Here is a 22,923-nt window from a genome sequence, read left to right as displayed (position 1 = left end):
CCTGCGCTTACGCGGCGAAATCCTCCTCGCGGTACTCGCCGGCGCGCCCGCCCGCCTGCTCGGCCTTGCGCAGCTCGACGCGGCGGATCTTGCCGGAGATCGTCTTCGGCAGCTCGGTGAATTCGAGCCGGCGGATCCGCTTATAGGGCGACAGCCGCTCGCGCGCGAAGGCGAAGATGGCGCCGGCCAGCTCGCGGGTCGGCTCGACGCCGGGGCGCAGGGTGACGAAGGCCTTCGGCACCGACAGGCGCAGCGGATCGGGACTGGGCACGATCGCCGCTTCCAGCACGTCCGGATGCTCAATCAGCACGCTCTCCAGTTCAAAGGGGCTGATGCGGTAATCCGAGGACTTGAACACGTCGTCGTTGCGGCCGACGTAGAAGTAGTAGCCGTCCGCGTCGATGGTCGCGGTGTCGCCGGTGTGATAGTGGCCGGCGCGCATGACGTCCGCGGTCTTGGCTTCGTCGCCCTCGTAGCACAGCATCAGGCCGAGCGGGGCCGGATCGAGCGTCAAGGCGATCTCGCCCTCTTCCGCCGGCTGGTCGTCGGCGTCGAGCAGGGCCACGCGGTAGCCCGGCAGCGGGCGCCCCATCGACCCCGGCTTGACCACCTGGCCCGGTGGATTGCCGATCTGGCAGGTGGTTTCGGACTGGCCGAAGCCGTCGCGGATGCGGATGCCCCAGGCGCGTTCGACCTGCTCGATGACTTCCGGGTTCAGCGGCTCGCCGGCGCCGACCAGCTCGCGCAGCGGCGGTTTCCAGGCCGTCAGGTCTTCCTTGATCATCATGCGCCACACGGTCGGCGGCGCACACAGCGAGGTCACGCCGCAGCGGCAGATGACGTCGATGCAGGCGCGCGCGGAAAAGCGCTCGTAGTTATAGACGAAGATGGTGGCGCCGGCATTCCAGGGCGCGAAGAAGCAGCTCCACGCGTGCTTCGCCCAGCCCGGCGAGCTGATATTCCAGTGCACGTCGCCCTGCTTCAGGCCGATCCAGTACATGGTCGACAGGTGGCCGACCGGGTAGCTCTGGTGGCTGTGCAGCACCAGCTTGGGCTTCGCCGTGGTGCCGGAGGTGAAGTACAGCAGCAGCGGGTCGCTGGCTTTCGTGACGCCGTCGGGCGTGAATTCCAGGGCGGCGCCGGCGCTGTCCGCGAAGTCGGCCCAGCCCGCCGGCCTGTCGCCGACGGCGATGCGGGTGTAGTCGCCCGGCAGCTCCGCGAACTTGTGGGTTTCGGAGCCTTGCGCGATCACGTGGCGGATGCGGCCGCGCTGCAGGCGGTCGTCGAGGTCGGCGGGCGAGACCAGCATCGTGGTCGGCACCAGCACGGCGCCCAGCTTGATCCCGGCCAGCATGATCTCCCACAGTTCGACGCGGTTCGGCAGCATCAACAGGACCCGGTCGCCGCGCCGCACGCCCTGGTCGCGCAGCCAGTTGGCGACCTGGCCGGAGCGGGCCGCCATCTCGGCATGGCTGATCTTCTTCTCGCTGCCGTCTTCCTCGACCACCCACAGGGCGGGCGTGGCGTTGTCCTTCGCCTGGACGTCGAAGAAGTCGAGCGCCCAGTTGAACTCCTCGAGTTCGGGCGCCCGGTAGTCGCGGTAGGCAGTGTCGTAGTCGAGGCGGTGCTGCTGCAGGAAGTCGCGCGCCTGGATGAAGCGCTCGTAGGGGGTGAAGGCCATGGCTGTCTCCTTGTTCGCAGGGGTATTTATGTACTGTTGCGAACATTCTGCCATGGCTTGCTGACGGCCGGGTTACAAACTCATGGCCGGCGGCGCAGCTCCTCCACCTGGCCGATCGAGACTTCGTCCTTCGGCGTCATCATGTCGATCACCCGGCAGTCGCCGCACATGCGCATGCGGTCCAGGTTGCCGGCAAAGGCCGGATGCGAGGCCAGGCGCGCCAGCATGGTCTCGACCATGCGCAGGGTGCCGAACGGCTTGCTGCAGCGGATGCAGTGGAAGGGCCGGGTCTCGTTCAGCACCACGGTCTGCTTGCGCGTATCAAGCAGGTTCATGCGCGGCACCAGGCGGATCGCGTCTTCCGGGCAGGTGGTGGCGCACAGGCCGCACTGCACGCAGTTCTTCTCGACGAAGCGCAGCTGCGGCGCGTTCTGGCCATCCATCAGGGCGGAACTCGGGCAGGCGCCGACGCAGGACATGCACAGGCTGCAGGCGGACGAATCCACCGCCAGGGTGCCGAACGGCGCCCCGGCCGGCAGCGGGATCTCCTGGACCGGCGCCGGCGCATGGCGCACCAGGTGGTCGAGCGCATAATCGAGCGTGTTGCGCTTGTCGGCGGCCAGGTTGAAGGTCGCGCGCTGGGCCGGCACGTGGCCGCGCGGCGCATGCTGCAGGGCCACCGTGAGCTCGTCCAGGCTGTTCACCCGCAGCAGCTGCAGGTGCGGTCCGGCGTATCCGAGGCCGTCGAGGATGGCCTGGGCGATCTCCATCTGCTGGCCGAGCGCGGCCGCGTACTGCGGCGCCTCCGCCTCCGTCATCAAGACCGTGACCCCGGCCGCGCCGTAGGCCAGCGCACTGAGCCAGACGTCGATGCCGGTCGATGCCGTGTGGTGCAGGCCGAGCGGCAGCAGGCGTCCGGGGATGGCGCTGCCTTGCTCACCTTCGGCCTGGGCCAGCAGCGCCGCGCCGTCGAGGCCATGCAGCAGCAGCACCGGCTCGAGCCCGCCCGCCTCCGCATAAGCCTGCAGCGCGGTCTTGATGCGGCCGCCCGTGTGGCTCGCCGACGGGTAGGCATACGAGATGGCGCCGGTCGGGCACACCGTGGTGCAGGCGCCGCAGCCGGCGCACAGGTAAGGGTTCACCTTGACCAGGTCGCCCGCGCCCTCGATCGCGCCGGCCGAGCAGATCTCGACGCAGGCATTGCAGCCGACCAGCTGGTTGCGGCTGTGGGCGCACAGGCGCTCCTTGTAGCTGAAGTATTTCGGCTTTTCGAAGTCGCCGACCATCTCCAGCATCTCGTCGACGGCTTGCGCGCGCGCCGCTTCGTCAAGGCCGGGTGCGTAATAGCCGTGCGGGCGCTGGTGGGTCGTGATCTGCGGGCTGGCGCCGAGGTCCAGCACCAGGTCGAACTTGCCGTGTTCGGGCGCCCTGCCCGGCGCCTGCCAGGTCGCCTGGAATGCGCCCAGCCAGCCGCTCAGGACGATGGCGCGGGCCGGGAACGCCGGGTAGATGCGCAGCGGCGGTGTGTCGTCCGCATCCAGCAGCAGCACCGTCACCTGTACGCCGGCGGCGAGGCGGTCGGCCCAGGGCAGCACCGAGGCGGCGCTGCCGATGACCAGGGTGTGGCCGGCCGAGCGGTAGCCGACCGTGTCGAGCGGCTCGGGCGGCTCGATGGTGCCGAGCGAGGCGATGGCGGCGGCACGGGCGATCAGGTCGCGCGCTTCCTGTGCCGGATCGGCGCCCTGCCCTTCGATGAATCGGATATTCATTGTGTCTCTTGTTCAGGTGGTTGTCGTGTTTGTGGTTCTTGTCGGGGTGCTGCTTGTGCTTTTGCTGTTGCTTCCGCTTCCGGCTCGTCCTCGAGCATCTTCGCGAACACGCTCTTCGCATGCTCGAGCGAAGCCAGCATGGCCTCGGACACCGGGCTCGCCACGGTGTAGTCGTCGATGTAGACGTCCAGCCTGTCCATCACCTTGAAGTGCGGGTCGGCGAACAGCTTTTTCAGGGCGCTGCGGCGCACGGCCTGGTCGACGCCGCGGGCGACGAAGGCGGAGAAATCGGAGTCGCCGTCCAGCGCAGCCACGTCGTCGAGCGTGGGCAAGGAGCGTGCGGGCGCGGCGGCGGCTTCCGCCGGCACCGTACCGGGCACCGGCTGCGGCGCGGCGAACGCGCTCGCGCCAAGCGGGGCCGCGACGGCGTCCGGGGCTGCTTCGGCAAGCGGCTGCCGCTGCGGCTGAGGTTCCGGCGCGCGTCCCTCCCGCACTTCGGTCTTGCGGCGCGCCCAGCGGCGCAGGAATCCTTCCCCGGACATGGCGCGGCCCGTCACCCGTGCTGCCGGCCGCGGCGCGGCTTGGGCTGGTAGTGCTGGCGCAGGTAGGCGGCCACCCAGGCGTAGATATCGGCCGGCATGGTCACGCCGTCGGCGTTTTCGCCCGAGTCGAACATGCGCGTGCCTTCGACGTAGCTGACCGAAGCCCGCACCGGCATCGCCCGGCCGTCTTCCATGCGCCACAGCACGAAGACCTTGGATTCGGGCGCCACCACGTTCTCGTAATAGCCTTCGTTCTCGTCCGGATACAGCTCCAGTTCGAGGCCCGAGACCAGGTAGTAGTCGCGCTCCGGCGTCTGGCTGAGCATCTGCACGTGCGGCAGGTTGCCGCGGTCGGGCACCACGCCCACCGCTTCCCACGCTTCGTCGGCCCAGACGTGCTTGACGCTGCGGCGCTGCATCAGCACCGCGATCGGCATGCTGCCCATCTTCATTTGTTCTTCACGTCAGGCGTGCCCCTGTCGACGGTTGGTTTTGCGCTCCTGGGCTGGGCCTGGGTCGGCGCCTTCTTGACGTCCTCGCTCGGCGGTGCGGTGCCCAGCTTTTCGCTCTTGATGGCCGGGTTGACGCCAGCCTGCCCGGCGGCGGTCGTGTTGCCGGCACCGATCGACCCGGCTGGCGGCGGGCTGGCCGGCCCGGCCGCGGTGACGGGCGCGCCACCGGCGGCGGGCGCCGCTCCCGCAGCCGGCGCGGCGGCGGCGATGGCCACCGCCGGATTGGTCTTCCAGCCTTCCTTCGCGGCGCGCGCGCGCCAGCGGGCGGTGACGGCGTCCATCGACGCCGCCAGCTTGACCTTGTCGGCCGCGGCCTGGGCATCGGCCTTGGCCTTCTTCTCGGCCGCGGCCTGCTGCTGGGCCGGGGTCGGCGGCGGCAGGGCTGCCCAGGCAACACTGGCCAGCAGCAGGCCCGCGATCAGCAGGGCCGCCTTGATCGCCGGATGGCGGCCGGGGTGGCCTTTCCTGTGTTGGGTCGTCCTCATCGCATGGTCCTCCTCGTATCGGCGGCCCGGTCAGCGGCCCGGCGCGGCGCTGCTTGCGCCCGGGTCGCGGTGGGCGGCGGCCGGCTGCGGCGCCGGGTTGGCGTCGGGCTTGACCGGGTTGTTGCCGCTGTCGCCGGATGGTTTCTCGGTGGCGCCCGTCTGCGCGGCGGTGCCGCTGGACGGGGTCGATACGCCATTGCTCGGGCCCTGGCCGGTTTCGCGCACCGCGCCCCCGGTGGCCACGCCGCCGGTATTGCCGCCCGAGCCGCCGGCGATGCCCGGTGTCCCGCCCGCATAGGTGGCGTCGGTCTTCGGTCCTCCGTTGCGCGCCATGACCTGGCCGCTGGTGCCGCCGCCGGCCGTGACCATGCCCGGGAACTTGGTCTCGCGCATGGCTTCGTCGCCATGCCGCTTGCAGCCGGCCGCGCTCAGGAGCAGCGCCACGGCGCCTGCATGCATAAGAAAAACTGATGCTTTCATGGTGCGGTCCTCATGCTCAGTGCGCCGGCCCCGGGCGCCTGCCCGGCGGCAGCGTGCCCGGTGCGCCTCCCGAAGGGGGATGATCGGGCGGCAGGCGGTCGTCGAAGGTTCCCGGCGGCACGCCGGCCTTGACCTCGTCGTACCAGATGCCGTGGTGGGCCCTGGCCCAGGCTTCGTCGACGTCGCCGTGGCGCATCGCGTGGTAGGCGCCCGGGGTGCCCCAGGTGCCGATGTAGATGTGGCCCATGGCGGCCGCGATGTAGAAGGTCGCGCCCAGCAGGTGCAGGTAGTTGGCGACCTGCAGCACGTAGCGGGTCTGGCCGAAGGCGATGAAATCCAGGACCAGGCCGCTGATCGACATCACCAGGCCCAGCAGGGTCACGCCGAGCCAGAACCAGCTCTTCTCGCCGGCGTTGAAGAAGCCGGCAGGCACGTGCTCATGGGTCAGCATGCCGCCGCCCTTCCTGAACCACAGCCAGTCGATGCGGCGGAAGAAGTTGCGGTGCAGGAAGGTGAAGAACATCGCCACCGAGCACAGGATGAACAGCGGGCCGATGAAGTTGTGCAGGTATTTGAAGATGTAGGCGATGAAGGCGAAGATGTCGTGCCCGAACAGCGGGATCAGCAGTTTCTTGCCGAACAGGATCACCAGGCCGGTGACGGCCAGGATGATGAAGCTGATCGCCGTCGACCAGTGGATGAAGCGCTCCCAGTCGGTGAAGCGGCGGATGCGCCGTCCGGTGTCCGGCTCGTCGGCCTTGATCTTGCCGACCACTGCCGCGACCACGAACACGGCCAGCAGCGCCAGCACCAGGATCACGCCGGCCAGGGTCGCGAGCGGGCCGTTGCGCAGCACGCGCCACTCGTTGCCGCCGCGCTGGACGATCACGGTGCCCTCCTTCTGGCCGTACTGGCCGAGGTAGTGGCGGTCGATGTGCACGCGGCCGGAATCCTTCGAATCCAGGCCCGGCTCCGGCGAACGCGAATCCTTCTCGGCCTGGAGGATGGTCTGCTCCTCGGCATAGGCCGGCTGGGCACGGTTGTTCGGCACCCCGGCCCAGGCCGACGACAGGCTCAGCGCCAGGCACAGTCCCATCAGGAAGGACGATAACCAGTGGATTGTTCGCATGGTCGGCTCCTCAGGGATTGGCCCGGTTGTATTCGTTCTGGTGCTGGTTGCGGTTGCTGATCGTGCCCCACCAGGACAGCTTGTCGTTGTGGAAGTGGGTGGCGAACTGGCGGTCGTCCTTCTTGCCGGCGTACTGGCCCTTGATCCAGTTCGGATGCTGGTCGACCTCGAGGCAACCGGCCAGCAGGCACAGTGGCAATACCATGATGAACAGTCGCTTCATGTCGGCAGCCTCCCCGGGTCGTTCTGCGAATCCTTCAGGTTCTGGTTCTCGCGCGGGCCGTCGCCGGTGGCCTTGATGTCGCCGCCGCGCTTGGGCTTGCCGTAGGCGATCTTCCAGCCCCACAGTTCCGGACCGTAGCCGCGCGTTTCGACGCGCTGGCGGTAGATGTCGGCGATCACGCCGGCGTCGCCGCCGATCAGGGCCTTGGTGCCGCACATCTCGGCGCAGGCCGGCAGCTTGCCCTCGGCGATCCGGTTGCGGCCGTATTTCTTGAACTCGGCTTCGGAGGTGTCCGGTTCCGGGCCGCCGGCGCAGAAGGTGCACTTGTCCATCTTGCCGCGGTGGTTGAACAGGCCGCTCTCCGGGAACTGCGGTGCGCCGAACGGGCAGGCGTAGTAGCAGTAGCCGCAGCCTATGCACTGGTCCTTCGAGTGCAGCACGATGCCGTCCTCGGTGTGGTAGATGCAGTTGACCGGGCACACCGCGAGGCAGGGCGCGTCGCTGCAGTGCATGCAGGCCATCGAGATCGAGCGCTCGCCGGGCACGCCGTCGTTGATCGTGACCACCCGGCGCCGGTTCACGCCCCATGGCGTCTCGTTCTCGTTCTTGCAGGCCGTCACGCAGCCGTTGCAGTCGATGCAGCGCTCCGTGTCGCAAATGAATTTCATCCTCGCGGCCATCTCACTCTCCTCAATTCACGCGCGCACCAGGCGGCACAGCGACACTTTGGTTTCCTGCATCATCGTCACGGCGTCATAGCCGTAGGTCCAGCCGGTGTTGGCGGCCTCGCCGCGCACGGTCGGGGCGCCCCCTTCCGGGTAATGCTTCTCGAGGTCTTCGCCCATCCACCAGCCGCCGAAGTGGAAGGGCATCCAGACGATGCCTACCGGCACGCGCTGGGTGACCATCGCCATCAGCTTCAGGCGCGCCCCGGTCGGGGTCTCGACCCACATGAAGTCGCCCAGCTTGACGCCGATCTGGGCCGCGTCTTCCGGATTCACCTCGCAGAACATGTTCTGCTGCAGTTCGGCCAGCCACGGATTCGAGCGGGTCTCCTCGCCGCCGCCCTCGTACTCGACCAGGCGACCGGAGGTCATGATCAGCGGATAATCCTTGGAGAAGTCGACCTGCTGGACCGACTTGTACAGCGTCGGCAGGCGCCAGAACGCGGCCTTGTCGTCGTAGGTCGGGTACTTCGCGACCAGGTCGCGGCGCGGCGAGACGAGCGGCTCGCGGTGGACCGGCACCGGGTCCGGGAAGTTCCAGACGTTGCAGCGCGCCCGCGCATTGCCCCAGGGCGCGCAGCCGTGGGAAATGACGACCCGGATGATGCCGCCCGACAGGTCGGTCTTCCAGTTCTTGCCTTCGGCCGCCTTCTGCTCTTCCGGCGTGAGGTCGCCCCACCAGCCGAGCTTCTTCAGGAACACATGGTCGAACTCGGGGTAGCCGACGTCGAGTTCGCTGTCCTTGTTGGTCGAGCCGTCGGCCGCGAGCAGGCTCTCGCCGTTGTGCTCGACGCCCCAGTTGGCGCGGAACGGCAGGCCGCCCTCGGCCACCGGCTTGTGCAGGTCGTACAGGATCGGCGTGCCCGGATGCTTCATCTCCGGCGTGCCCCAGCACGGCCACGGCAGGCCGTAGTAGTCACCCTTGCAGGGGCCGTCCTCGGCGCGCATGGTGGTCGGGTTGAAGGTGTGCTTGTTCTGCATGTGCAGCTTCAGGCGCTCCGGCGAGCAGCCGGTGTAGCCGATGGTCCAGCAGGAGCGGTTGATTTCGCGGAGGATGTCCTCGATCACCGGTTCGTTGTTGACCACCTTGATGTTCTTCACCAGCTCATCGCCGAAGCCCAGCTTGCGCGCGAACAGGTACATGATCTCGTGGTCGGTCTTGCACTCGAACAGCGGCTGGATCACGCGTTCGCGCCACTGGATAGATCGGTTCGAGGCGGTCACCGAGCCCTGGCATTCGAACTGCGAAGCCGCCGGCAGCAGGTAGACGCCGTTCTCGCGTCCGTGCATCGACGCCGTCATGCTCGGATATGGATCGATCACGACCAGCATGTCGAGCTTCTGCATCGCCTTCTTCATGTCCGGCAGGCGGGTCTGGCTGTTCGGCGCGTGGCCCCAGTAGAACACGGCGCGCAGGTTGGTCGGCTGGTCGACGTACTGGTTGTCTTCCAGCACGGCGTCGAACCAGCGCGAGACAGTGATGCCCGGCTTTTCCATCAGCTCCTTGGAGCCGAAGCGCGACTTGATCCATTCGTAGTCGACGCCCCAGACGTTCGCGAAGTGCTTCCACGCCCCCTCGGCGATCCCGTAATAGCCCGGCAGCGATTCGCCGTTCGGGCCGACGTCGGTGGCGCCCTGCACGTTGTCGTGACCGCGGTAGATGTTGGCGCCGCCGCCCTGGATGCCGATATTCCCCAGCGCCAGTTGCAGGATGCACAGGGCGCGCACGTTGGCGGTGCCGACGTGGTGCTGGGTGATGCCCATGCACCACACCACCGACGAGGGGCGGTTCTTGGCCAGCATCTCGGCCGCCATCCGCACCGAGGCTTCCGGCACGCCGGTCACGTCGGTCACCTTGTCCGGCGTCCACTTCGCGACTTCCTTGCGGACGTCGTCCATGCCGTTGGTGCGGGCCGCGATGTATTCCTTGTCTTCCCAGCCGTTCTCGAAGATGTGCCACAGGATGCCCCACACCAGCGGGATATCGGTGCCCGGACGGACCCGCACGTAATGGTGGGCGAAGCGCGCCGTGCGCGTGAAGCGCGGGTCGATCACGATCATCTTGGCGCCCAGTTCCTTCGCGTGGAGGAAGTGCAGCATCGAGATCGGGTGGGCCTCGGCCGGGTTCGAGCCAATGAACATCACCGCCTTGCTGTAGTGCAAGTCGTTGAACGAGTTCGTCATCGCGCCGTAGCCGAAGGTCTGGGCCACGCCCGCCACCGTGGTCGAGTGGCAGATGCGTGCCTGGTGGTCGCAGTTATTGCTGCCCCACATCGAGACCCATTTTCGCAGCAGGTAGGACTGTTCGTTGTTGTGCTTCGAGCTGCCGATCACCATCAACGCATCCGGGCCGGACTGCTGGCGCAGCTGCAGCAGCTTGTCGCCGATCTCGTTGATGGCCTGGTCCCAGGAGATGCGCTCGTACTTGCCGTTGACCAGCTTCATCGGATAGCGCAGGCGGTGCTCGCCGAAGCCGTGCTCGCGCACCGAGGCGCCCTTGGCGCAGTGCGCGCCCATGTTGATCGGCGAGTCGAAGGCCGCTTCCTGGCGCACCCAGACCCCGTTCTGCACCACCGCCTCCACCGAGCAGCCGACCGAGCAGTGGCTGCAGATGGTGTGCTTGATCTCGGTCTTCGGGGCCTGCGCCGGCGCCGGATCGGCGGCCGAAGCCGGCTCGATGACGTTCAGCGGCAGGTGGCGCGCGACCGCCGCCGCGCCGGCCGTGACGCCGGCCCCGACCAGGAATTTGCGCCGTTTCAGCCCGCTGTCGCGCGAAGTCTTCACCAGTGTCATGGCTGCTCCTCAGTTCCTTGCTCGGTTCCTGGCATTACCAGTAGGCGGCCGTACCGTAGTAGCGGCGGATGTGTTCGGTTTCGTGGTAGCCCTTCGGCTTGGCCGGCGCTTCCGCCGCCACTGCGGGCGCGGCGGTCTCGGCGGCGCCGGCGCGGGCCGCGACCACGGCCAGGGCGCCCAGCGGTGCGGCCTTCAGCAGGCTGCGGCGGGCGGGATCGGGCGCTTTGTCTTTATCGTCGGTAGCCATCGTTGTCCTCATGCGGCAAGGGGTGCATCGGCCGGGTTTTTGTCATCTGTCCATACCGAGAAGGCATGGGCTTCGACCGCCAGGAAGGCGCCGGCGAACGCGGCGACCACCCGGTAGAAATTGGCCGGTTCAGCGGCGGAAATGTCGGCCACGCAGGCCGCGTACCATGGCTGGATGTGGGCGGTGAACAGGTGCTTCTGCTCGGCCAGCGTCTGGCGCGCAATGCCCGGCGCACCGGTGATCAGCACGCGCATGGTTTCGCACAGGGTGCCCAGATGGTCTTCGAACTCGCCCACGCCGCGCGCACGCGCGATGCGCAGGCGGGCCAGGTCCTGGCGCAGTTCGGCCAGCGGGAAATCGTTCAGGTGGCCCGACAGGTAGAACGAGCCGTAAGGATTCAGCAGCGGATTGCCGGTGCTGATGAACAGCGCATCGAATTCCCCGGCCACCGCATCGGCATCCATCACGCTGGCGGCCTGGGTCAGCTTCAGCCAGCCGTCCTGCAGCGCCCGCCCGGCTTCATCGAGGCCGTCGGCGGCGATCGGCTCGGCCGTGGCCAGGGCCGCGAGCAGCGGGGCGTCGGGTGGCGCCAGCATCAGGCGCGCTATCAGTGCGTAAAAATCGGCCCGTGCCTGGTCCTCGTCGGACAAGGGCAAGGCAATCGTTTGAAAGGACGCGGTCTCCTGAGGCACTGAGTAGTTCTCCCGTTAGCAAATCTGCACTGAAAGTGTAGTACCACGACACCCAGAAGGCGCGCACGGTTGAACTTTCGCGTGCCTGCTATTTCATGCCGGCTGCATGCATCACGACCCGCAGCAGCCAGGCGACCACGCCCAGCGCCGCCACCCCGGCCATCCACAGGCCCGCGAACCAGCCGGCGCGCCGCAGCCAGAGCGGCGCCATCAGTGGTAACCCCCGGTATCGCCCACCTTGCCGCGGAAGACGTAGTACGACCAGCCGGTGTAGGCCAAAATCAGCGGCAGCACGATCAGGGTGCCGACCAGCGCGAAGCCCTGGGTGGCCGGCGGCGACGCCGCTTCCCAGATCGTGATCGCGGGCGGCACGATATGCGGCCAGATGCTGATCGCCATCCCCGTAAAGCCCAGCAGCACCAGGGCCAGGGCGGCAATGAAGGGATGGCGGAAGGGATCGCGCTTCAGCGACCACAGCAGCCAGAACGCGGATGCGGCCACCAGCAGCGGCACCGGCGACAGGACCAGCAGGTTCGGGAAGCTGAACCAGCGCTCGGCCACCTGGTGCTGGGACAGCGGGGTCCAGATGCTGACCACGGCGATCGCTGCCAGCAGCAGCCAGGTGAAGGGGCGCGCCAGCTTCACCATGCGGGCGTGCAGCTCGCCCTCGGTCTTCATCACCAGCCAGGTCGCGCCCAGCAGGGCGTAGGCGATCATGACGCCGACGCCAGCCGCCAGCGGGAACGGCGCGAACCAGTCGAGCGGGCCGCCGGCATAACTGCGCCCCGACACCGGAATCCCGGACAGGAAGGCCCCCAGCGACACGCCCTGGAAGAAGGCGGCCGTCATCGAACCGGCGATGAAGGCCAGGTCCCAGATGGGCCGTTCGCGGTCGTTGGCCTTGAAGCGGAATTCGAAGGCGACGCCGCGGAAGATCAGGCCGACCAGCATGAAGATCAGCGGCAGGTAAAGGCCGGGCAGGATGATCGCGTACGCCACCGGGAAGGCCGCCAGCAGCCCTTCTCCGCCCAGCACCAGCCAGGTTTCGTTGCCGTCCCAGATCGGCGCCACCGAATTCATCATGACGTCGCGCTCGCGCCTGCCCGGCACGAAGGGATACAGCATGCCGATGCCGAGGTCGAAGCCGTCCAGCACCACGTACATGAAGACGGAGAAGAAGATGATCGTGGCCCAGACCGCGGTGATGTCGATGTCCATGCTGGTTCAGCCGATTCAGGTAAGGTTGTCTTCGTTGACCGAGGCGTCCGCTTCCGGCACCGACAGCGGCCGCGCCGGCGTGCGTCCCCTGCCCGGCCCGCCCTGCGGCGTGCGGCTGAGGTCGAAGGCTTGCGGTCCCTTGCGCACCAGCCGCAGCACATAGGCGATGCCGACCCCGAACACGAAGAAATAGGCCACCACGAACACCGCCAGGCTCAGCGCCAGCGGCCCGGCCGTGATCTTCGAGGCGCCGTCCGCGGTGCGCAGCACGCCGTACACGACCCAGGGCTGGCGCCCGACCTCGGTGGTGATCCAGCCCGCCAGCACCGCCAGCAGGCCCGCCGGTCCCATCCACATGGCCATGCGCAGGAAGCCGCGGCTGTCGAACAGCCGCTTCTTCACGCGCAGCCACAGGCTCCAGGCGCCCAGCGCGATCATCAGCAGGCCCAGCCCGACCATCAGTCGGAAACTCCAGAAGATGATCAGCGAGTTCGGCCGCTGGTCGGGCGGGAATTCCTTGAGGCCCTTGATCTGGCCGGCCCAGGTATGGGTCAGGATCCAGCTGCCGACCCGCGGGATGCCGACCGCGAACCTGGTTTCCTCGTCCTCCATCGACGGGATGCCGAACAGCAGCAGCGGCAAGGGCTTGTCGCCTTCGTTCTGCCAGTGCCCTTCGAGGGCGGCGATCTTGGCCGGCTGGTGCTGCAGGGTGTTCAGGCCGTGCATGTCGCCGACCACGGCCTGGATCGGCGCCACCACCAGCACCATCCACATCGCCATCGACAGCATGGTGCGCACCGCCTCGTTGCCGCGTCCCTTCAGCAGGTGCCAGGCGGCCGAGCTGCCGACGAACAGCGCGGTCGACAGGAAGGCCGCGATCGCCATGTGCGTCAGCCGGTACGGGAACGACGGATTGAAGATGATCCTGAGCCAGTCGACCGGCACCATGCGGCCCTCGACGATGGCATAGCCCTGCGGGGTCTGCATCCAGCTGTTCGAGCCGAGGATCCAGGTGGCCGAGATCAGGGTGCCGAGCGCCACCATGCAGGTGGCCAGGAAGTGCAGCCCGGGCCCGACCCGGGTCCAGCCGAACAGCATCACGCCCAGGAAGCCGGCCTCGAGGAAGAACGCGGTCAGCACTTCGTAGGCCAGCAGCGGCCCGGTGATGGCGCCGGCGTATTCCGAAAAATAGCTCCAGTTGGTGCCGAACTGGTAAGCCATCACGATGCCCGAGACCACGCCCATGCCGAAGTTGACGGCGAAGATCTTCAGCCAGAAGTGGTACAGGTCGACGAAGACCTGGCGTTTCGTCTTCAGCCAGCACAGTTCCAGCACGGCAAGGTAGCTGGCCAGGCCGATGGTGATGGCCGGGAACAGGATGTGGAACGACATCGTGAACGCAAACTGCACGCGCGCCAGGTCCAATGCCGCCAAACCGAACATGGAAGTCCCCCGCATATTGTCGTGTGCAGAATCTAGCATGGGCCGGGCCGCGCACGATTGGCAGTGTGACAAGGCAGGTCCGGGCCGCGAACGGCTTTGGCACGGCGAAAATGCCACAAAGTATGGACAGAAGGCCGGCCAGCAGGCCAGCAGGCGGCCCCGGGCGTGACAACGGGCCGTATAATCAAGGTATTTACCGCCACCGCCTCTTCTTTCCGATGCTCCAGGCCATCCACTTTCCGAACGACGACAAGCCCCTGAACGTGCAGGCGCTGAAGGCAAGCTGCTCGGCATGCAGCATGCACCAGCTGTGCCTGCCGATGGGCCTGGAGGATGCGGACATCGACCGCCTCGACAAGATCATCGGCAAGCGCCGCCGCCTCGAACGCGACGAGCCGCTGTACCGGATGGGCGAGCCCTTCCGCAACCTGTACGCGGTGCGCTTCGGCCATTTCAAGACCTACCAGGTGAACGCGGCCGGAGAAGCCCAGATCACGGGTTTCCAGATGGCCGGCGAGCTGCTGGGCATGGATGCGATCAGCGGCGACCGCCACCACTGCGACGCCGTGGCGCTGGAAGACAGCGAAGTCTGCGAAATCCCCTTCGCCAGCCTGGAAGACCTGTTCGGCCACGTGCCAGCCCTGCTGCGCCACTTCCACCGCATCATGAGCCAGGAAATCACGCGCGAACAGAACGTCATGCTTCTGTTGGGCAATATGCGCGCCGAGCAGCGCTTCGCCGTGTTCCTGGTGAACCTGTCCGCCCGCTACGCCGCGCGCGGCTACGCGGCCAACAGTTTCCAATTACGCATGTCGCGCGAGGACATCGGCAACTACCTCGGCCTGACCATCGAAAGCATCAGCCGCCTGCTGTCGCGCTTCAAGAAGATGGGGCTGGTGCAGGTCGACAAGCGCGAAGTGATCCTGCTCGAACCGGCGCGCCTGAAGGCGATGGCGGCCGGGACCGAGCAGTGCAGTCCGATGGCGTGAGGGCGCACGCCTGGCTAGCGCATCGGTATCGCTGAACGGGTATGATTCGGATCGGCAACGTACGGTTGCCGAAGTCCGAAGGTAACAATGAAACTCAGCAAGAAAATCGGCGCCGCCCTCGCGCTTTGCGCAGCCGTGGCACTCGTCCCCTGCTCCACCCTCGCGCAGCCCATCCCCGCCACCATCCGCACCCTGGCCGTCCAGGCCACACAGTCGTCCGCGGCGCCCTCGGGCCCCTACGACGAACGCGGCTGGCTCGAGCGCTTCTACGCCCCGCGCAAATACGCCCCCGCCTGGAATCCGTCGACCGCCGCGGCCGCACTATGGGTGCTGCGCCAGGCCAGGCTGCAGGGCCTGGACCCGCGCGACTATGGCGCCGACGCGCTGCAGCGCCAGTTGAGCGCGGGCGACGCCGATATCGCCCGTTTCGACGTCGCGCTCACCGCGGCGATGCTGCACTACCTGGCCGACCTGCGCGTCGGCCGCGTGCGCTCCGAATACCATACCCGCCTGCCCGATGCGCGCCTGAAGCAGTACGACCCGGTCGAACGCCTGCGCGCCGGACTCGCCGGCGGCAAGCTGCAGGCCGCGGTGCAGGCGGCCGAGCCCCAATTGAACCAGTACGGCCGGGTCAAGGCGGCGCTGGCGCATTACCGCGAGCTGTCCCGGCAAGCCTGGCCGGCGCTGCCGAAACCGGACGCCAAGGTCGTGCCCGGCGGCGCCTACCCGGCCGCGACGGCGCTGTACAAGCGCCTGGTGCTGCTGGGCGACCTGCCGGCCGATGCCCCGCCGCCGGCCGAGGGCACCTACAGCGAGCCGATGGCCGAGGGCGTCGAGCGCTTCCAGGCGCGGCATGGGCTGCTTGACGATGGCGTGCTGGGCCGAGGCACCATCGACGCCCTCAACGTGCCCTTGGCGAAGCGCGTGCGCCAGCTCGAACTGACGCTCGAGCGCCTGCGCTGGCTCCCTGATCTGGGCCGCGGCCCGCTGATCGTGGTCGACCTGCCGGCGTACCGCCTGTGGGCGTTCCAGAACGGCGGCGGCGATGCGCCCGGCGCCGAGCCGCCGCTCGAGATGCGGGTGGTGGTCGGCACCGCGCTCAAGACGGAGACCCCGCTGTTCGTCGGCCAGATGCGCTACCTCGAGTTCAACCCGTACTGGAACGTCCCGCGCAGCATCCTGGAAAAGGAAATCCTGCCGAAACTCGCGCGCAACCCTGCCTACCTCGCGCAGAACGAGATGGAGACGGTGCCGCCGGGCGCCAGCGTGGCCGACCTCAAGGCGGGCCGGGCGCGCGTGCGCCAGCGCCCGGGACCGAAGAACTCGCTGGGTGCGATCAAGTTCGCGATGCCGAACCCGATGGACATCTACCTGCACTCGACCCCGGCGCGCGAGCTGTTCCAGCGCAGCCGGCGCGACCTGTCGCACGGCTGCATCCGCGTCGAGCATCCGGCCGCCCTGGCCCAGTACGTGCTGGGCCGGCAGCAGAAGTGGAACGCCGACAGGATCCAGGGCGCACTGCAACCGGGGCCGACCCGGCACGTCGACCTGGCCCGGGCGATTCCGGTGGTGATTTTCTACGCCACCGCCAGCGTCGACGGCGAAGGCAATCCGCGCTTCGCCGCCGATATCTATGGCCGCGACGCGAAGCTCGAGCAGGAGCTGGCGGGCCGCCGCAGCCTTGGTACAATGACATCACCATGAAAACGACCGCCATCTCCCTGCTCCTCGGCGTGACATTGTCCGCCGCGCTGTCGGCCTGCGACAGCAAGACCTCCGCCAACGAAAAGAACTTCGCCGCCGCCGTCAGCCAGTACTTCGACAAGAAGGGCGAGTTGTGCCTGGCCCCCATCAAGTGGCCGGTCGACGTGTACGACATCGACATTCGCCAGCAGAAGTTGTATCCGGACGGCGTCGCGGGCCAGATGGCGGCGCTGGAATCAGCGGGCCTGGCCAGGGGCGAGGACACGGAATTGCCGAGTGGCGGATCGAAGTTGAAGGTCAGGCGCTATACGATGACCGATGCCGCGAAACCCTACCTTCGCACAGTGGCCGGGCGCGAGCCGCGCATGTGCTGGGGCCGCAAGTCGCTGTCCAAGGTCCTGCGCTGGGCCGATCCGTCCAAGGTGGGCGACCACCAGGAATCCGCCGTCATCTATACCTACAAGCTGTCGAACGTGGCCGACTGGGCCAGGAAGCCGCAGGTCAAGGAGGCTTTTCCTGACCTTGGGCGGAACATCGATGGCGAGCAGAAGCAGAAGGAAAAGCTGTACGTGAAGCTTGCGCCGCAGGGGTGGGAGGCGCTAGGCTTGAACGACTGAGCATGGGCGGTTATCCTGTGCGTGGTTGCATCGGTTCCGGACTTGCCGTGCGTTCTTCGAGTCGATGCTTCGGTTTTTTGCGGACGATGGCCCTGCCCTGCCGCCGGTTTGGGGCAGTCGGCAAGCGACGACGCATTACCTCGTTCCCCGCGCTCTCTCGACAATGGACTGGATGCCGAGTTCCATCTTTAGACGTGCCGAGGAATTCGCAGAATGTACCAGGATTTTCGGAGGGATGAATCCCCTCGTGATCACGGCTTCTTCTATCCACAAGACGACGTCATACCCGGTACCGCGTTCATCGTCTCCCAAGTCATGGTCCAGGCTGATCTCCGTGACTTGCCCTGTTTCCAGCAGCAGAATTGCCTCGTCGGGCCAGTAGACGCGGTGCCAGCCTTCCGGCGTCGTCCTCTCATCGTCCAGATATATCTTCATGAGCTACCTTTCCCGCCCCATCGGCATCGTCGAGCAACCGTTCAGTGCCTCGCATGACATCGAGTGCGACCGCGGCGGATTGCGGAGCGGCTCGCCTGTCCTCGACCGCGCGGAACAGCCGTTTATCCTGGATGATAGAGCACATTATCGGGAACCGTCCCCTTCAGGCCAGCGTCCAGTCGGCAAAGCCGCCGCCATGAGATCGGACCCGCCGATACCGCCGGAACACCGGCAGCCACCGGCGGGCCCTTCCGGCTAGAACGTCAGCGTTCAAGCCTGCTTCTGCCGGGCCACCCAACGCTGCACGATCTCCCCCAGCACATCCAGCGGCACCGACCCATTCTTCAGCACCACGTCATGGAAAGCCGGCAGCGAGAACCTGTCGCCCAGCTCCTTCCTGGCCTGGTCGCGCAGTTCGAGGATGCGCAGCATGCCGACCATGTAGGCGCAGGCCTGGCCCGGCCAGGCCACGTAGCGCTCGACTTCCTGCGCGCCGATGCCGTAGTCGATCGCCTGCTGGCGCGTCCATCCCTTGGTGTGCAGGCCAGTGTCGACCACCAGGCGCCGCGCGCGGAACAGTTCCGAGCCGAGCGCGCCGAGCAGGCCCGGGATGTCGCCGTCGTACCAGCCCTGCTCCACCGCCAGCCGCTCGGCGTACAGGCCCCAGCCTTCGCTGTGGGCGCTGCCGCCGCCGAAGATGCGCTGGGCGCGGAATTTCGGCAAGTCGGTCCGCTCCTGCTGGATCGCCAGCTGGAAGTGGTGGCCCGGCACCGCCTCGTGGTAGGACAGGCTGCGCATGCGGATCACGTCGAAGGTCGGGCCGCGCATCGGCACCCAGAAGATCCCGGGACGGCTGCCGTCCGGCGCCGGCAGCGTGTAGTGGGCGGCGGCCGACGGCTCCGTCAACGGCGGTTCGCGGCGCACCTCCACCGGGGCGCGCGGCTTCAGGTTGAAGATCGCATTGCTGCGCTGCTCGGCGTCCGCCACCATCGCCGCGTACTTCTGCAGCAGTTCCGGGCGCGGGTCGCCTTCTCCCTTCGGCTGGAAGCTGGCGTCCAGCTTCTTCATGCGTTCCTCGATCGAGCCTTCGGTGTAGCCGAGCGTGCGCAGGTGGCGGTCCATCTCCCCTTCGATGCGGGCCACTTCGCGCAGGCCGATCTCGTGGATCTGCTCGGCCGTGAGGTTGGTGCTGGTGTAGGTCCTGAGGGCCTGCTGGTAGGCCGCCAGACCGCCCGGCAGGCGCGAGATGCCGGCCGTGTCGTCGGTCCGCGGATGGATCCCGGCCATGAAGGCCTGCACGCGCCGGTAGGCCGGGCGGATCTTCTGGTCGACGATGCGGGCGGCGTCGGCCACCGCCTTCGCGCGCGCCGCCTCCGGCACGTCCGGCAGCTTGGCCAGGCGCTGGTCGAGCGTGGTGACCAGCACGTTCTGGCTCGCTTCCGGCTTCAGGAACAGCTCGACCTGGTACTGGGCGCGCTCGAGGATGAAGCGCGGCGGCAGCAGGCCCTTCGCGCTGGCTTCCCTGGCCTTGACCACGGCTTCGTCCATGCGCTGCCCCACCTGATCGAGGCGCGCCATGTAGCTGTCCAGGTCCGACGCGCGGCGCAGCGGATGGGTGTTGGTCATGAAGTTGACCAGGCCGACCTGCACGCCGCCGAACTGGTTGAACACGAAGCTGTAGTCCTCGAACGGTTCGCTGGCGACGGTGTTGGCCAGGCTCCAGCGCATCACCGAGGCCGAGGTGCGCTGTTCCTCGCTCAGCGGACCGGCCAGGAAAGCGTCCAGGCGGGCCACGCCGGATTTCGCCAGCTTGATCATCTTGCGGCGCTGTTCGCGGGTCTGGGGGGTCAGCTGGCGGTCGAGGGCTTCCTGTTCGGCGCCCTGGAAGTACTGGGTCGAGGTGGCCGCCTGCGGGTTGGCGCGGACCCAGTCCTCGGCGAAGCGGTCGGCCCAGGTGTCGAAGGCTTTGTTCGGCTTGCCGGCGGTGGCCGGCGTGGTGACCTTGACGGCCTTGGCGGCCGCGGTGGCGGCAGTGGCATGCTGCATGCCGGCGGCGAGCGCCAGCGGGAGGAACAGCGATGCGATGGTGGTGCGCAGGACGCGCGAACGGGTCTGGGACATGTCTCTCTCTTCCAATCTCGATTATCAGCGCCAAACAGCAAGGTTTGACTCTGAGCAATTTATCATGGAAAAGACCAGACCGGTCGCCCGCGTGCTCTCCGCTATACCGGATCCGCGACGATCGCCAGTTCCTGCTGCCGCGGCCAGCTCCAGCCCTTGGCCAGGCGCCAGTCGCGCAGATTGCCCTCGACGACCACCTGCCAGTGTGTGTGTTCGAGCACCGGCAGCGGCACCGAGAACGCGCCATCTGCATCCGGCCGCACCGGCAGGGCCAGGTCGCGCTGCGGCAGGGTCGGATGCGCGAGCCGGATCGTGATCGGCACGGCAAGCGGGCGGCCGAAGCTCTCGATCCGGCCCTGCAGGCGCCCGCCCTCGTAGCGCAGGTGCACGGCCAGGCGCAGGGCGCTGGCCACGCGGTCGCGGCGCAGGTCCTGGTTGATCGCCTTGCCCTGCTTGTAGTAATCGTCGACCACCATGGCGTCGGGGTGACCGAGCGCCAGCCAGGTGGCGAAGGAGCCCGCGACCAGCACCGAGGCCGGCCCCAGCATCAGGAACCACGGCCAGCGGTGGGTGTACCAGGGCCGGGCCGGAGCTGTGTTGGAAGTGATGTGCACGTTGATTCCTTATTTCGGTACGATGAAGACGGCTTTTTCGGATACGAACAGCGCGGGGTCGTCGAGCGCGCGCACCGTAAAGCGGATCGGATGCGAGCCGCTGGCCGCCCTGCCCGACTCGATGCGCACGCGCACCGGCACTGCGCGCGTCGATGCGCCGTCGAGTTCGACCACGTCCTCGTCGGCGATGGCAGCCGAGCCGATGCCGGCCACTTCCACGCGGTACAGGTGCGGCCGCTCGGCGGTGTTCATCACCTGCAGGCGGTAGACGTTCTCGATCTTGCCGTCCTCGACTTCGCGCCCCATCGCGCCGCGGTCGCGGATCACGTCGAGCTTGAGCGGGGTGCGCAGCGCCAGCGAAGTGAAGAGCGCGCCGGCGATGGCGACGAACACCAGGCCGTAGCCGATCACGCGCGGGCGCAGGATGCGCTTGCGGACCTGGGCCACCGTCCAGCGTCCGGCCAGCGCATTCTCGGTCGCGTAGCGGATCAGGCCATGCGGCTTGTCCACCTTGTCCATCACGCTGTCGCAGGCATCGATGCAGGCGGCGCAGCCGATGCATTCGTACTGCAGGCCCTTGCGGATGTCGATCCCGGTCGGGCAGACCTGCACGCACATGCTGCAATCGATGCAGTCGCCCTTGGGCTCCGATTTCGCGATGCCGCGCGGTTCGCCGCGCGCCACGTCATAGCTGACGATCAGCGTATCGCGGTCGAACATCGCGCTCTGGAAGCGCGCATAGGGGCACATGTACTTGCAGACCTGCTCGCGCATCCAGCCGGCGTTGCCGTAGGTGGCGAGGCCGTAGAACAGCACCCAGAACAGTTCCCACGGACCGAGCGAAAAGCCCAGCGCCTCGTGCGCCAGATGGCGTACCGGCGTGAAGTAGCCGACGAAAGTAAAGCCGGTCCACAGCGCGACCAGGCCCCAGGCCAGGTGCTTGGCGCCGCGTTTGCCCAGCTTCTCGAGCGTCCACGGCTGGCGGTCGAGGCGGATGCGCGCGCTGCGGTTGCCTTCGATGCGGCGCTCGATCCACAGGAAGATCTCGGTGTACACGGTCTGCGGACAGGCATAGCCGCACCAGACGCGTCCGGCCACCGCCGTCACCAGGAAGAGCCCATAGGCGCAGACGATGAGGAGCGCCGCCAGGTAGATGAAGTCCTGCGGCCACAGCACCAGTCCGAACAGATGGAACTTGCGCGCGCCAAGGTCGAACAGCACCGCCTGGCGGCCATGCATCTGCAGCCAGGGCAGTCCGTAGAACAGGGCCTGGGTCAGCCACACGCAGGCCCAGCGCAAGGTGGCGTAGCGGCCCTTCACCTCGCGCGGGTGGATCTCCTCGCGCGCGGCGTACATCTTGACGACCGCTTCCTTCACCTCGGGCGTCGGCGCATTCATCTTGCCGCCTCCGGTGCGTTGGACAGGCTCCACACGTACGCGGCCAGCACGTGCACCTTGCCCTCGCCGAGGAACTCGCCCCAGGCCGGCATGGTGTTGTTGCGGCCCTTGCGGATGGTCTCCATCACCGTCTCGGCGCTGCCGCCGTACAGCCAGGTCTTGTCGGTCAGGTTGGGCGCGCCCAGGGCCGGGTTGCCGTGCGCGTCCGCGCCGTGGCAGGCGGCGCAGGCGCCGAACTTCGGCTTGCCGAAGCTGACCTTGACCGGATCGGCGGTCAGGCCGGACAGGCTGCGCACGTAGTGGGCCACGTTCTCGACGTCCTTGTCGGAACCGAGGGCCGCGCCCATCGGCGGCATCTGGCCGTTACGGCCCTTCATGATGGTTTCCTTGATCACCGACGGTTCGCCGCCGTACAGCCAGTCGCCGTCCGTCAGGTTCGGATAGCCCTTGTTGCCGCGCGCGTCGGAGCCGTGGCACTGCGCGCAGTAGTTCAGGAACAGGCGCTCGCCGATCGCGTGCGCCTGCGGGTCGCGCGCGACGACCTTGATGTCCTGCTTCAGGTACTGGTCGAACAGCGGGCCGAAGTCGGCGTTGGCCTGCTTCACCTCCGCCTTGTAGGCGCCGCTCGACTGCCAGCCCAGCTTGCCCGCATAGCTGCCCAGGCCCGGATACAGCACCAGGTAGGCGATCGCGAACACGATGGTCAGGTAGAACAGCCCCATCCACCAGCGCGGCATCGGGGTGTTCAGTTCGGTCAGGTCCTCGTCCCAGACGTGGCCGGTGGTCTTTTCCGGTTGCCCGTCCTGGCCGATCCTGACCTTGTGCACCGACTGCGACCACAGCAGGATCGCGCAGCCGGCGATGCCGAGGATGGTGATGAGGGCGATGTACCAGTTCCAGAAACCGCTGGTGAAGTCAGACATAGTCTTCTCCCGGTCCGTCGCCCGCGTCCGCGGCGTCGTCGGCGAAAGGCAGCGCGGCGGCCTGGGTGAAGTCGCGCTCCTTGCGCAGCACGTAGGTCCAGGCCAGGATGCCGGCGAAGGTGGCGAAGCTGATCACGGTCATGATGCGGCTCGCGTCGTCGAAAATGTGTTGGAGTGCCATGC

General features: G+C 67.6%; 24 protein-coding genes. 3 read left to right on the top strand and 21 right to left on the bottom strand.

The features are described from left to right. Window positions 1-7 precede the first annotated feature (7 nt). From AC3A6M_RS04675 to AC3A6M_RS04605, 15 genes are all read right to left on the bottom strand, one after another. Window positions 8-1,681: an AMP-binding protein gene (locus tag AC3A6M_RS04675; protein ID WP_487851559.1), complete on the bottom strand. Its 1,674-nt coding sequence runs from the start codon at window positions 1,679-1,681 to the stop codon at window positions 8-10. Window positions 1,682-1,761: 80 nt separating this feature from the next. Then, complete coding sequence (locus AC3A6M_RS04670; protein ID WP_487851558.1) at window positions 1,762-3,450, bottom strand: 4Fe-4S binding protein; 1,689 nt, start codon at window positions 3,448-3,450, stop codon at window positions 1,762-1,764. Beyond that, window positions 3,447-3,992 (bottom strand): DUF3306 domain-containing protein, encoded by a 546-nt coding sequence (locus AC3A6M_RS04665; RefSeq protein WP_487851557.1) that lies wholly within the window; start codon window positions 3,990-3,992, stop codon window positions 3,447-3,449. Before AC3A6M_RS04665 ends, AC3A6M_RS04670 begins: the two co-directional genes overlap by 4 nt. Window positions 3,993-4,003: 11 nt before the next feature. Further along, entirely contained in the window at window positions 4,004-4,444 is a 441-nt protein-coding gene (locus AC3A6M_RS04660; protein ID WP_487851556.1) for a DUF3305 domain-containing protein, read from the bottom strand. Next, complete coding sequence (locus AC3A6M_RS04655; protein WP_487851555.1) at window positions 4,441-4,989, bottom strand: hypothetical protein; 549 nt, start codon at window positions 4,987-4,989, stop codon at window positions 4,441-4,443. The genes AC3A6M_RS04660 and AC3A6M_RS04655 overlap by 4 nt, the downstream gene beginning before the upstream one ends. 30 nt (window positions 4,990-5,019) lie before the next feature. Continuing rightward, window positions 5,020-5,469 carry a hypothetical protein gene (locus AC3A6M_RS04650; RefSeq protein ID WP_487851554.1) on the bottom strand — a complete coding sequence of 150 codons (450 nt, stop codon included), beginning with the start codon at window positions 5,467-5,469 and terminating at the stop codon, window positions 5,020-5,022. Between the two features lie 16 nt (window positions 5,470-5,485). Beyond that, entirely contained in the window at window positions 5,486-6,598 is a 1,113-nt protein-coding gene (locus AC3A6M_RS04645; protein WP_487851553.1) for a formate dehydrogenase subunit gamma, read from the bottom strand. Between the two features lie 10 nt (window positions 6,599-6,608). Next, window positions 6,609-6,821 (bottom strand): hypothetical protein, encoded by a 213-nt coding sequence (locus tag AC3A6M_RS04640; RefSeq protein ID WP_487851552.1) that lies wholly within the window; start codon window positions 6,819-6,821, stop codon window positions 6,609-6,611. Next, on the bottom strand, window positions 6,818-7,501 hold the full coding sequence (gene fdh3B / locus AC3A6M_RS04635) for a formate dehydrogenase FDH3 subunit beta (protein ID WP_487851551.1): 684 nt from the start codon (window positions 7,499-7,501) through the stop codon (window positions 6,818-6,820). Before fdh3B ends, AC3A6M_RS04640 begins: the two co-directional genes overlap by 4 nt. Before the next feature lie 15 nt (window positions 7,502-7,516). Next, a complete protein-coding gene (locus AC3A6M_RS04630) occupies window positions 7,517-10,339 on the bottom strand; it encodes a formate dehydrogenase subunit alpha (protein ID WP_487851550.1) in 2,823 nt (940 codons plus the stop codon). A gap of 34 nt (window positions 10,340-10,373) precedes the next feature. Next, the gene (locus tag AC3A6M_RS04625; protein WP_487851549.1) at window positions 10,374-10,586 is read right to left on the bottom strand and encodes a formate dehydrogenase; all 213 of its coding nucleotides are present in this window, start codon (window positions 10,584-10,586) and stop codon (window positions 10,374-10,376) included. Between the two features lie 8 nt (window positions 10,587-10,594). Continuing rightward, window positions 10,595-11,182: a TorD/DmsD family molecular chaperone gene (locus AC3A6M_RS04620; protein WP_487851548.1), complete on the bottom strand. Its 588-nt coding sequence runs from the start codon at window positions 11,180-11,182 to the stop codon at window positions 10,595-10,597. A gap of 184 nt (window positions 11,183-11,366) precedes the next feature. After that, complete coding sequence (locus AC3A6M_RS04615) at window positions 11,367-11,489, bottom strand: DUF2474 domain-containing protein (protein WP_487851547.1); 123 nt, start codon at window positions 11,487-11,489, stop codon at window positions 11,367-11,369. Beyond that, window positions 11,489-12,496 carry a cytochrome d ubiquinol oxidase subunit II gene (gene cydB / locus AC3A6M_RS04610; protein WP_487851546.1) on the bottom strand — a complete coding sequence of 336 codons (1,008 nt, stop codon included), beginning with the start codon at window positions 12,494-12,496 and terminating at the stop codon, window positions 11,489-11,491. Before cydB ends, AC3A6M_RS04615 begins: the two co-directional genes overlap by 1 nt. A gap of 15 nt (window positions 12,497-12,511) precedes the next feature. Next, window positions 12,512-13,939: a cytochrome ubiquinol oxidase subunit I gene (locus AC3A6M_RS04605; protein WP_487851545.1), complete on the bottom strand. Its 1,428-nt coding sequence runs from the start codon at window positions 13,937-13,939 to the stop codon at window positions 12,512-12,514. A 218-nt stretch (window positions 13,940-14,157) separates the two neighbouring features. Here AC3A6M_RS04605 and fnr point away from each other — a divergent pair, with 218 nt between their 5' ends. The 3 genes from fnr (at window position 14,158) to AC3A6M_RS04590 (ending at window position 17,249) form a co-directional block, all read left to right on the top strand. After that, window positions 14,158-14,928, top strand: a complete 771-nt coding sequence (gene fnr, locus AC3A6M_RS04600) for a fumarate/nitrate reduction transcriptional regulator Fnr (protein WP_487851544.1) — start codon at window positions 14,158-14,160, stop codon at window positions 14,926-14,928. An 87-nt stretch (window positions 14,929-15,015) separates the two neighbouring features. Beyond that, window positions 15,016-16,632, top strand: coding sequence for a L,D-transpeptidase family protein (locus tag AC3A6M_RS04595; RefSeq protein ID WP_487851543.1), 1,617 nt, complete (start codon window positions 15,016-15,018; stop codon window positions 16,630-16,632). Beyond that, window positions 16,629-17,249: a hypothetical protein gene (locus AC3A6M_RS04590; RefSeq protein WP_487851542.1), complete on the top strand. Its 621-nt coding sequence runs from the start codon at window positions 16,629-16,631 to the stop codon at window positions 17,247-17,249. Before AC3A6M_RS04595 ends, AC3A6M_RS04590 begins: the two co-directional genes overlap by 4 nt. 135 nt (window positions 17,250-17,384) lie before the next feature. Here the strand turns inward: AC3A6M_RS04590 and AC3A6M_RS04585 are convergent, their stop codons facing one another. The 6 genes from AC3A6M_RS04585 to AC3A6M_RS04560 form a co-directional block, all read right to left on the bottom strand. Further along, entirely contained in the window at window positions 17,385-17,684 is a 300-nt protein-coding gene (locus tag AC3A6M_RS04585) for a cyclic-phosphate processing receiver domain-containing protein (RefSeq protein ID WP_487851541.1), read from the bottom strand. Window positions 17,685-17,954: 270 nt separating this feature from the next. Next, a complete protein-coding gene (locus AC3A6M_RS04580; protein WP_487851540.1) occupies window positions 17,955-19,805 on the bottom strand; it encodes a DUF885 domain-containing protein in 1,851 nt (616 codons plus the stop codon). 101 nt (window positions 19,806-19,906) lie between these two features. Further along, window positions 19,907-20,419 carry a FixH family protein gene (locus AC3A6M_RS04575; RefSeq protein ID WP_487851539.1) on the bottom strand — a complete coding sequence of 171 codons (513 nt, stop codon included), beginning with the start codon at window positions 20,417-20,419 and terminating at the stop codon, window positions 19,907-19,909. Between the two features lie 9 nt (window positions 20,420-20,428). Beyond that, window positions 20,429-21,817 (bottom strand): cytochrome c oxidase accessory protein CcoG, encoded by a 1,389-nt coding sequence (gene ccoG / locus AC3A6M_RS04570; protein ID WP_487851538.1) that lies wholly within the window; start codon window positions 21,815-21,817, stop codon window positions 20,429-20,431. Then, window positions 21,814-22,740 carry a cytochrome-c oxidase, cbb3-type subunit III gene (ccoP, locus tag AC3A6M_RS04565; RefSeq protein ID WP_487851537.1) on the bottom strand — a complete coding sequence of 309 codons (927 nt, stop codon included), beginning with the start codon at window positions 22,738-22,740 and terminating at the stop codon, window positions 21,814-21,816. Before ccoP ends, ccoG begins: the two co-directional genes overlap by 4 nt. After that, on the bottom strand, window positions 22,733-22,921 hold the full coding sequence (locus AC3A6M_RS04560) for a CcoQ/FixQ family Cbb3-type cytochrome c oxidase assembly chaperone (RefSeq protein WP_487851536.1): 189 nt from the start codon (window positions 22,919-22,921) through the stop codon (window positions 22,733-22,735). Before AC3A6M_RS04560 ends, ccoP begins: the two co-directional genes overlap by 8 nt. Between the last annotated feature and the right edge of the window lie 2 nt (window positions 22,922-22,923).

It is taken from the genome of Telluria sp. Soil_C_11 (assembly GCF_057657395.1).
Note: the sequence above shows the minus strand (reverse complement) of the source record. Positions and strands in the feature narration are given on the sequence as shown.

Bases quoted from the DNA above. Each gene is read 5' to 3' on its own strand.
- AC3A6M_RS04675 (WP_487851559.1), bottom strand. From the start codon at position 1,681: ATGGCCTTCACCCCCTACGAGCGCTTCATCCAGGCGCGCGACTTCCTG.
- AC3A6M_RS04670 (WP_487851558.1), bottom strand. From the start codon at position 3,450: ATGAATATCCGATTCATCGAAGGGCAGGGCGCCGATCCGGCACAGGAA.
- AC3A6M_RS04665 (WP_487851557.1), bottom strand. From the start codon at position 3,992: ATGTCCGGGGAAGGATTCCTGCGCCGCTGGGCGCGCCGCAAGACCGAA.
- AC3A6M_RS04660 (WP_487851556.1), bottom strand. From the start codon at position 4,444: ATGAAGATGGGCAGCATGCCGATCGCGGTGCTGATGCAGCGCCGCAGC.
- AC3A6M_RS04655 (WP_487851555.1), bottom strand. From the start codon at position 4,989: ATGAGGACGACCCAACACAGGAAAGGCCACCCCGGCCGCCATCCGGCG.
- AC3A6M_RS04650 (WP_487851554.1), bottom strand. From the start codon at position 5,469: ATGAAAGCATCAGTTTTTCTTATGCATGCAGGCGCCGTGGCGCTGCTC.
- AC3A6M_RS04645 (WP_487851553.1), bottom strand. From the start codon at position 6,598: ATGCGAACAATCCACTGGTTATCGTCCTTCCTGATGGGACTGTGCCTG.
- AC3A6M_RS04640 (WP_487851552.1), bottom strand. From the start codon at position 6,821: ATGAAGCGACTGTTCATCATGGTATTGCCACTGTGCCTGCTGGCCGGT.
- fdh3B (WP_487851551.1), bottom strand. From the start codon at position 7,501: ATGGCCGCGAGGATGAAATTCATTTGCGACACGGAGCGCTGCATCGAC.
- AC3A6M_RS04630 (WP_487851550.1), bottom strand. From the start codon at position 10,339: ATGACACTGGTGAAGACTTCGCGCGACAGCGGGCTGAAACGGCGCAAA.
- AC3A6M_RS04625 (WP_487851549.1), bottom strand. From the start codon at position 10,586: ATGGCTACCGACGATAAAGACAAAGCGCCCGATCCCGCCCGCCGCAGC.
- AC3A6M_RS04620 (WP_487851548.1), bottom strand. From the start codon at position 11,182: ATGCTGGCGCCACCCGACGCCCCGCTGCTCGCGGCCCTGGCCACGGCC.
- AC3A6M_RS04615 (WP_487851547.1), bottom strand. From the start codon at position 11,489: ATGGCGCCGCTCTGGCTGCGGCGCGCCGGCTGGTTCGCGGGCCTGTGG.
- cydB (WP_487851546.1), bottom strand. From the start codon at position 12,496: ATGGACATCGACATCACCGCGGTCTGGGCCACGATCATCTTCTTCTCC.
- AC3A6M_RS04605 (WP_487851545.1), bottom strand. From the start codon at position 13,939: ATGTTCGGTTTGGCGGCATTGGACCTGGCGCGCGTGCAGTTTGCGTTC.
- fnr (WP_487851544.1), top strand. From the start codon at position 14,158: ATGCTCCAGGCCATCCACTTTCCGAACGACGACAAGCCCCTGAACGTG.
- AC3A6M_RS04595 (WP_487851543.1), top strand. From the start codon at position 15,016: ATGAAACTCAGCAAGAAAATCGGCGCCGCCCTCGCGCTTTGCGCAGCC.
- AC3A6M_RS04590 (WP_487851542.1), top strand. From the start codon at position 16,629: ATGAAAACGACCGCCATCTCCCTGCTCCTCGGCGTGACATTGTCCGCC.
- AC3A6M_RS04585 (WP_487851541.1), bottom strand. From the start codon at position 17,684: ATGAAGATATATCTGGACGATGAGAGGACGACGCCGGAAGGCTGGCAC.
- AC3A6M_RS04580 (WP_487851540.1), bottom strand. From the start codon at position 19,805: ATGTCCCAGACCCGTTCGCGCGTCCTGCGCACCACCATCGCATCGCTG.
- ccoG (WP_487851538.1), bottom strand. From the start codon at position 21,817: ATGAATGCGCCGACGCCCGAGGTGAAGGAAGCGGTCGTCAAGATGTAC.
- ccoP (WP_487851537.1), bottom strand. From the start codon at position 22,740: ATGTCTGACTTCACCAGCGGTTTCTGGAACTGGTACATCGCCCTCATC.
- AC3A6M_RS04560 (WP_487851536.1), bottom strand. From the start codon at position 22,921: ATGGCACTCCAACACATTTTCGACGACGCGAGCCGCATCATGACCGTG.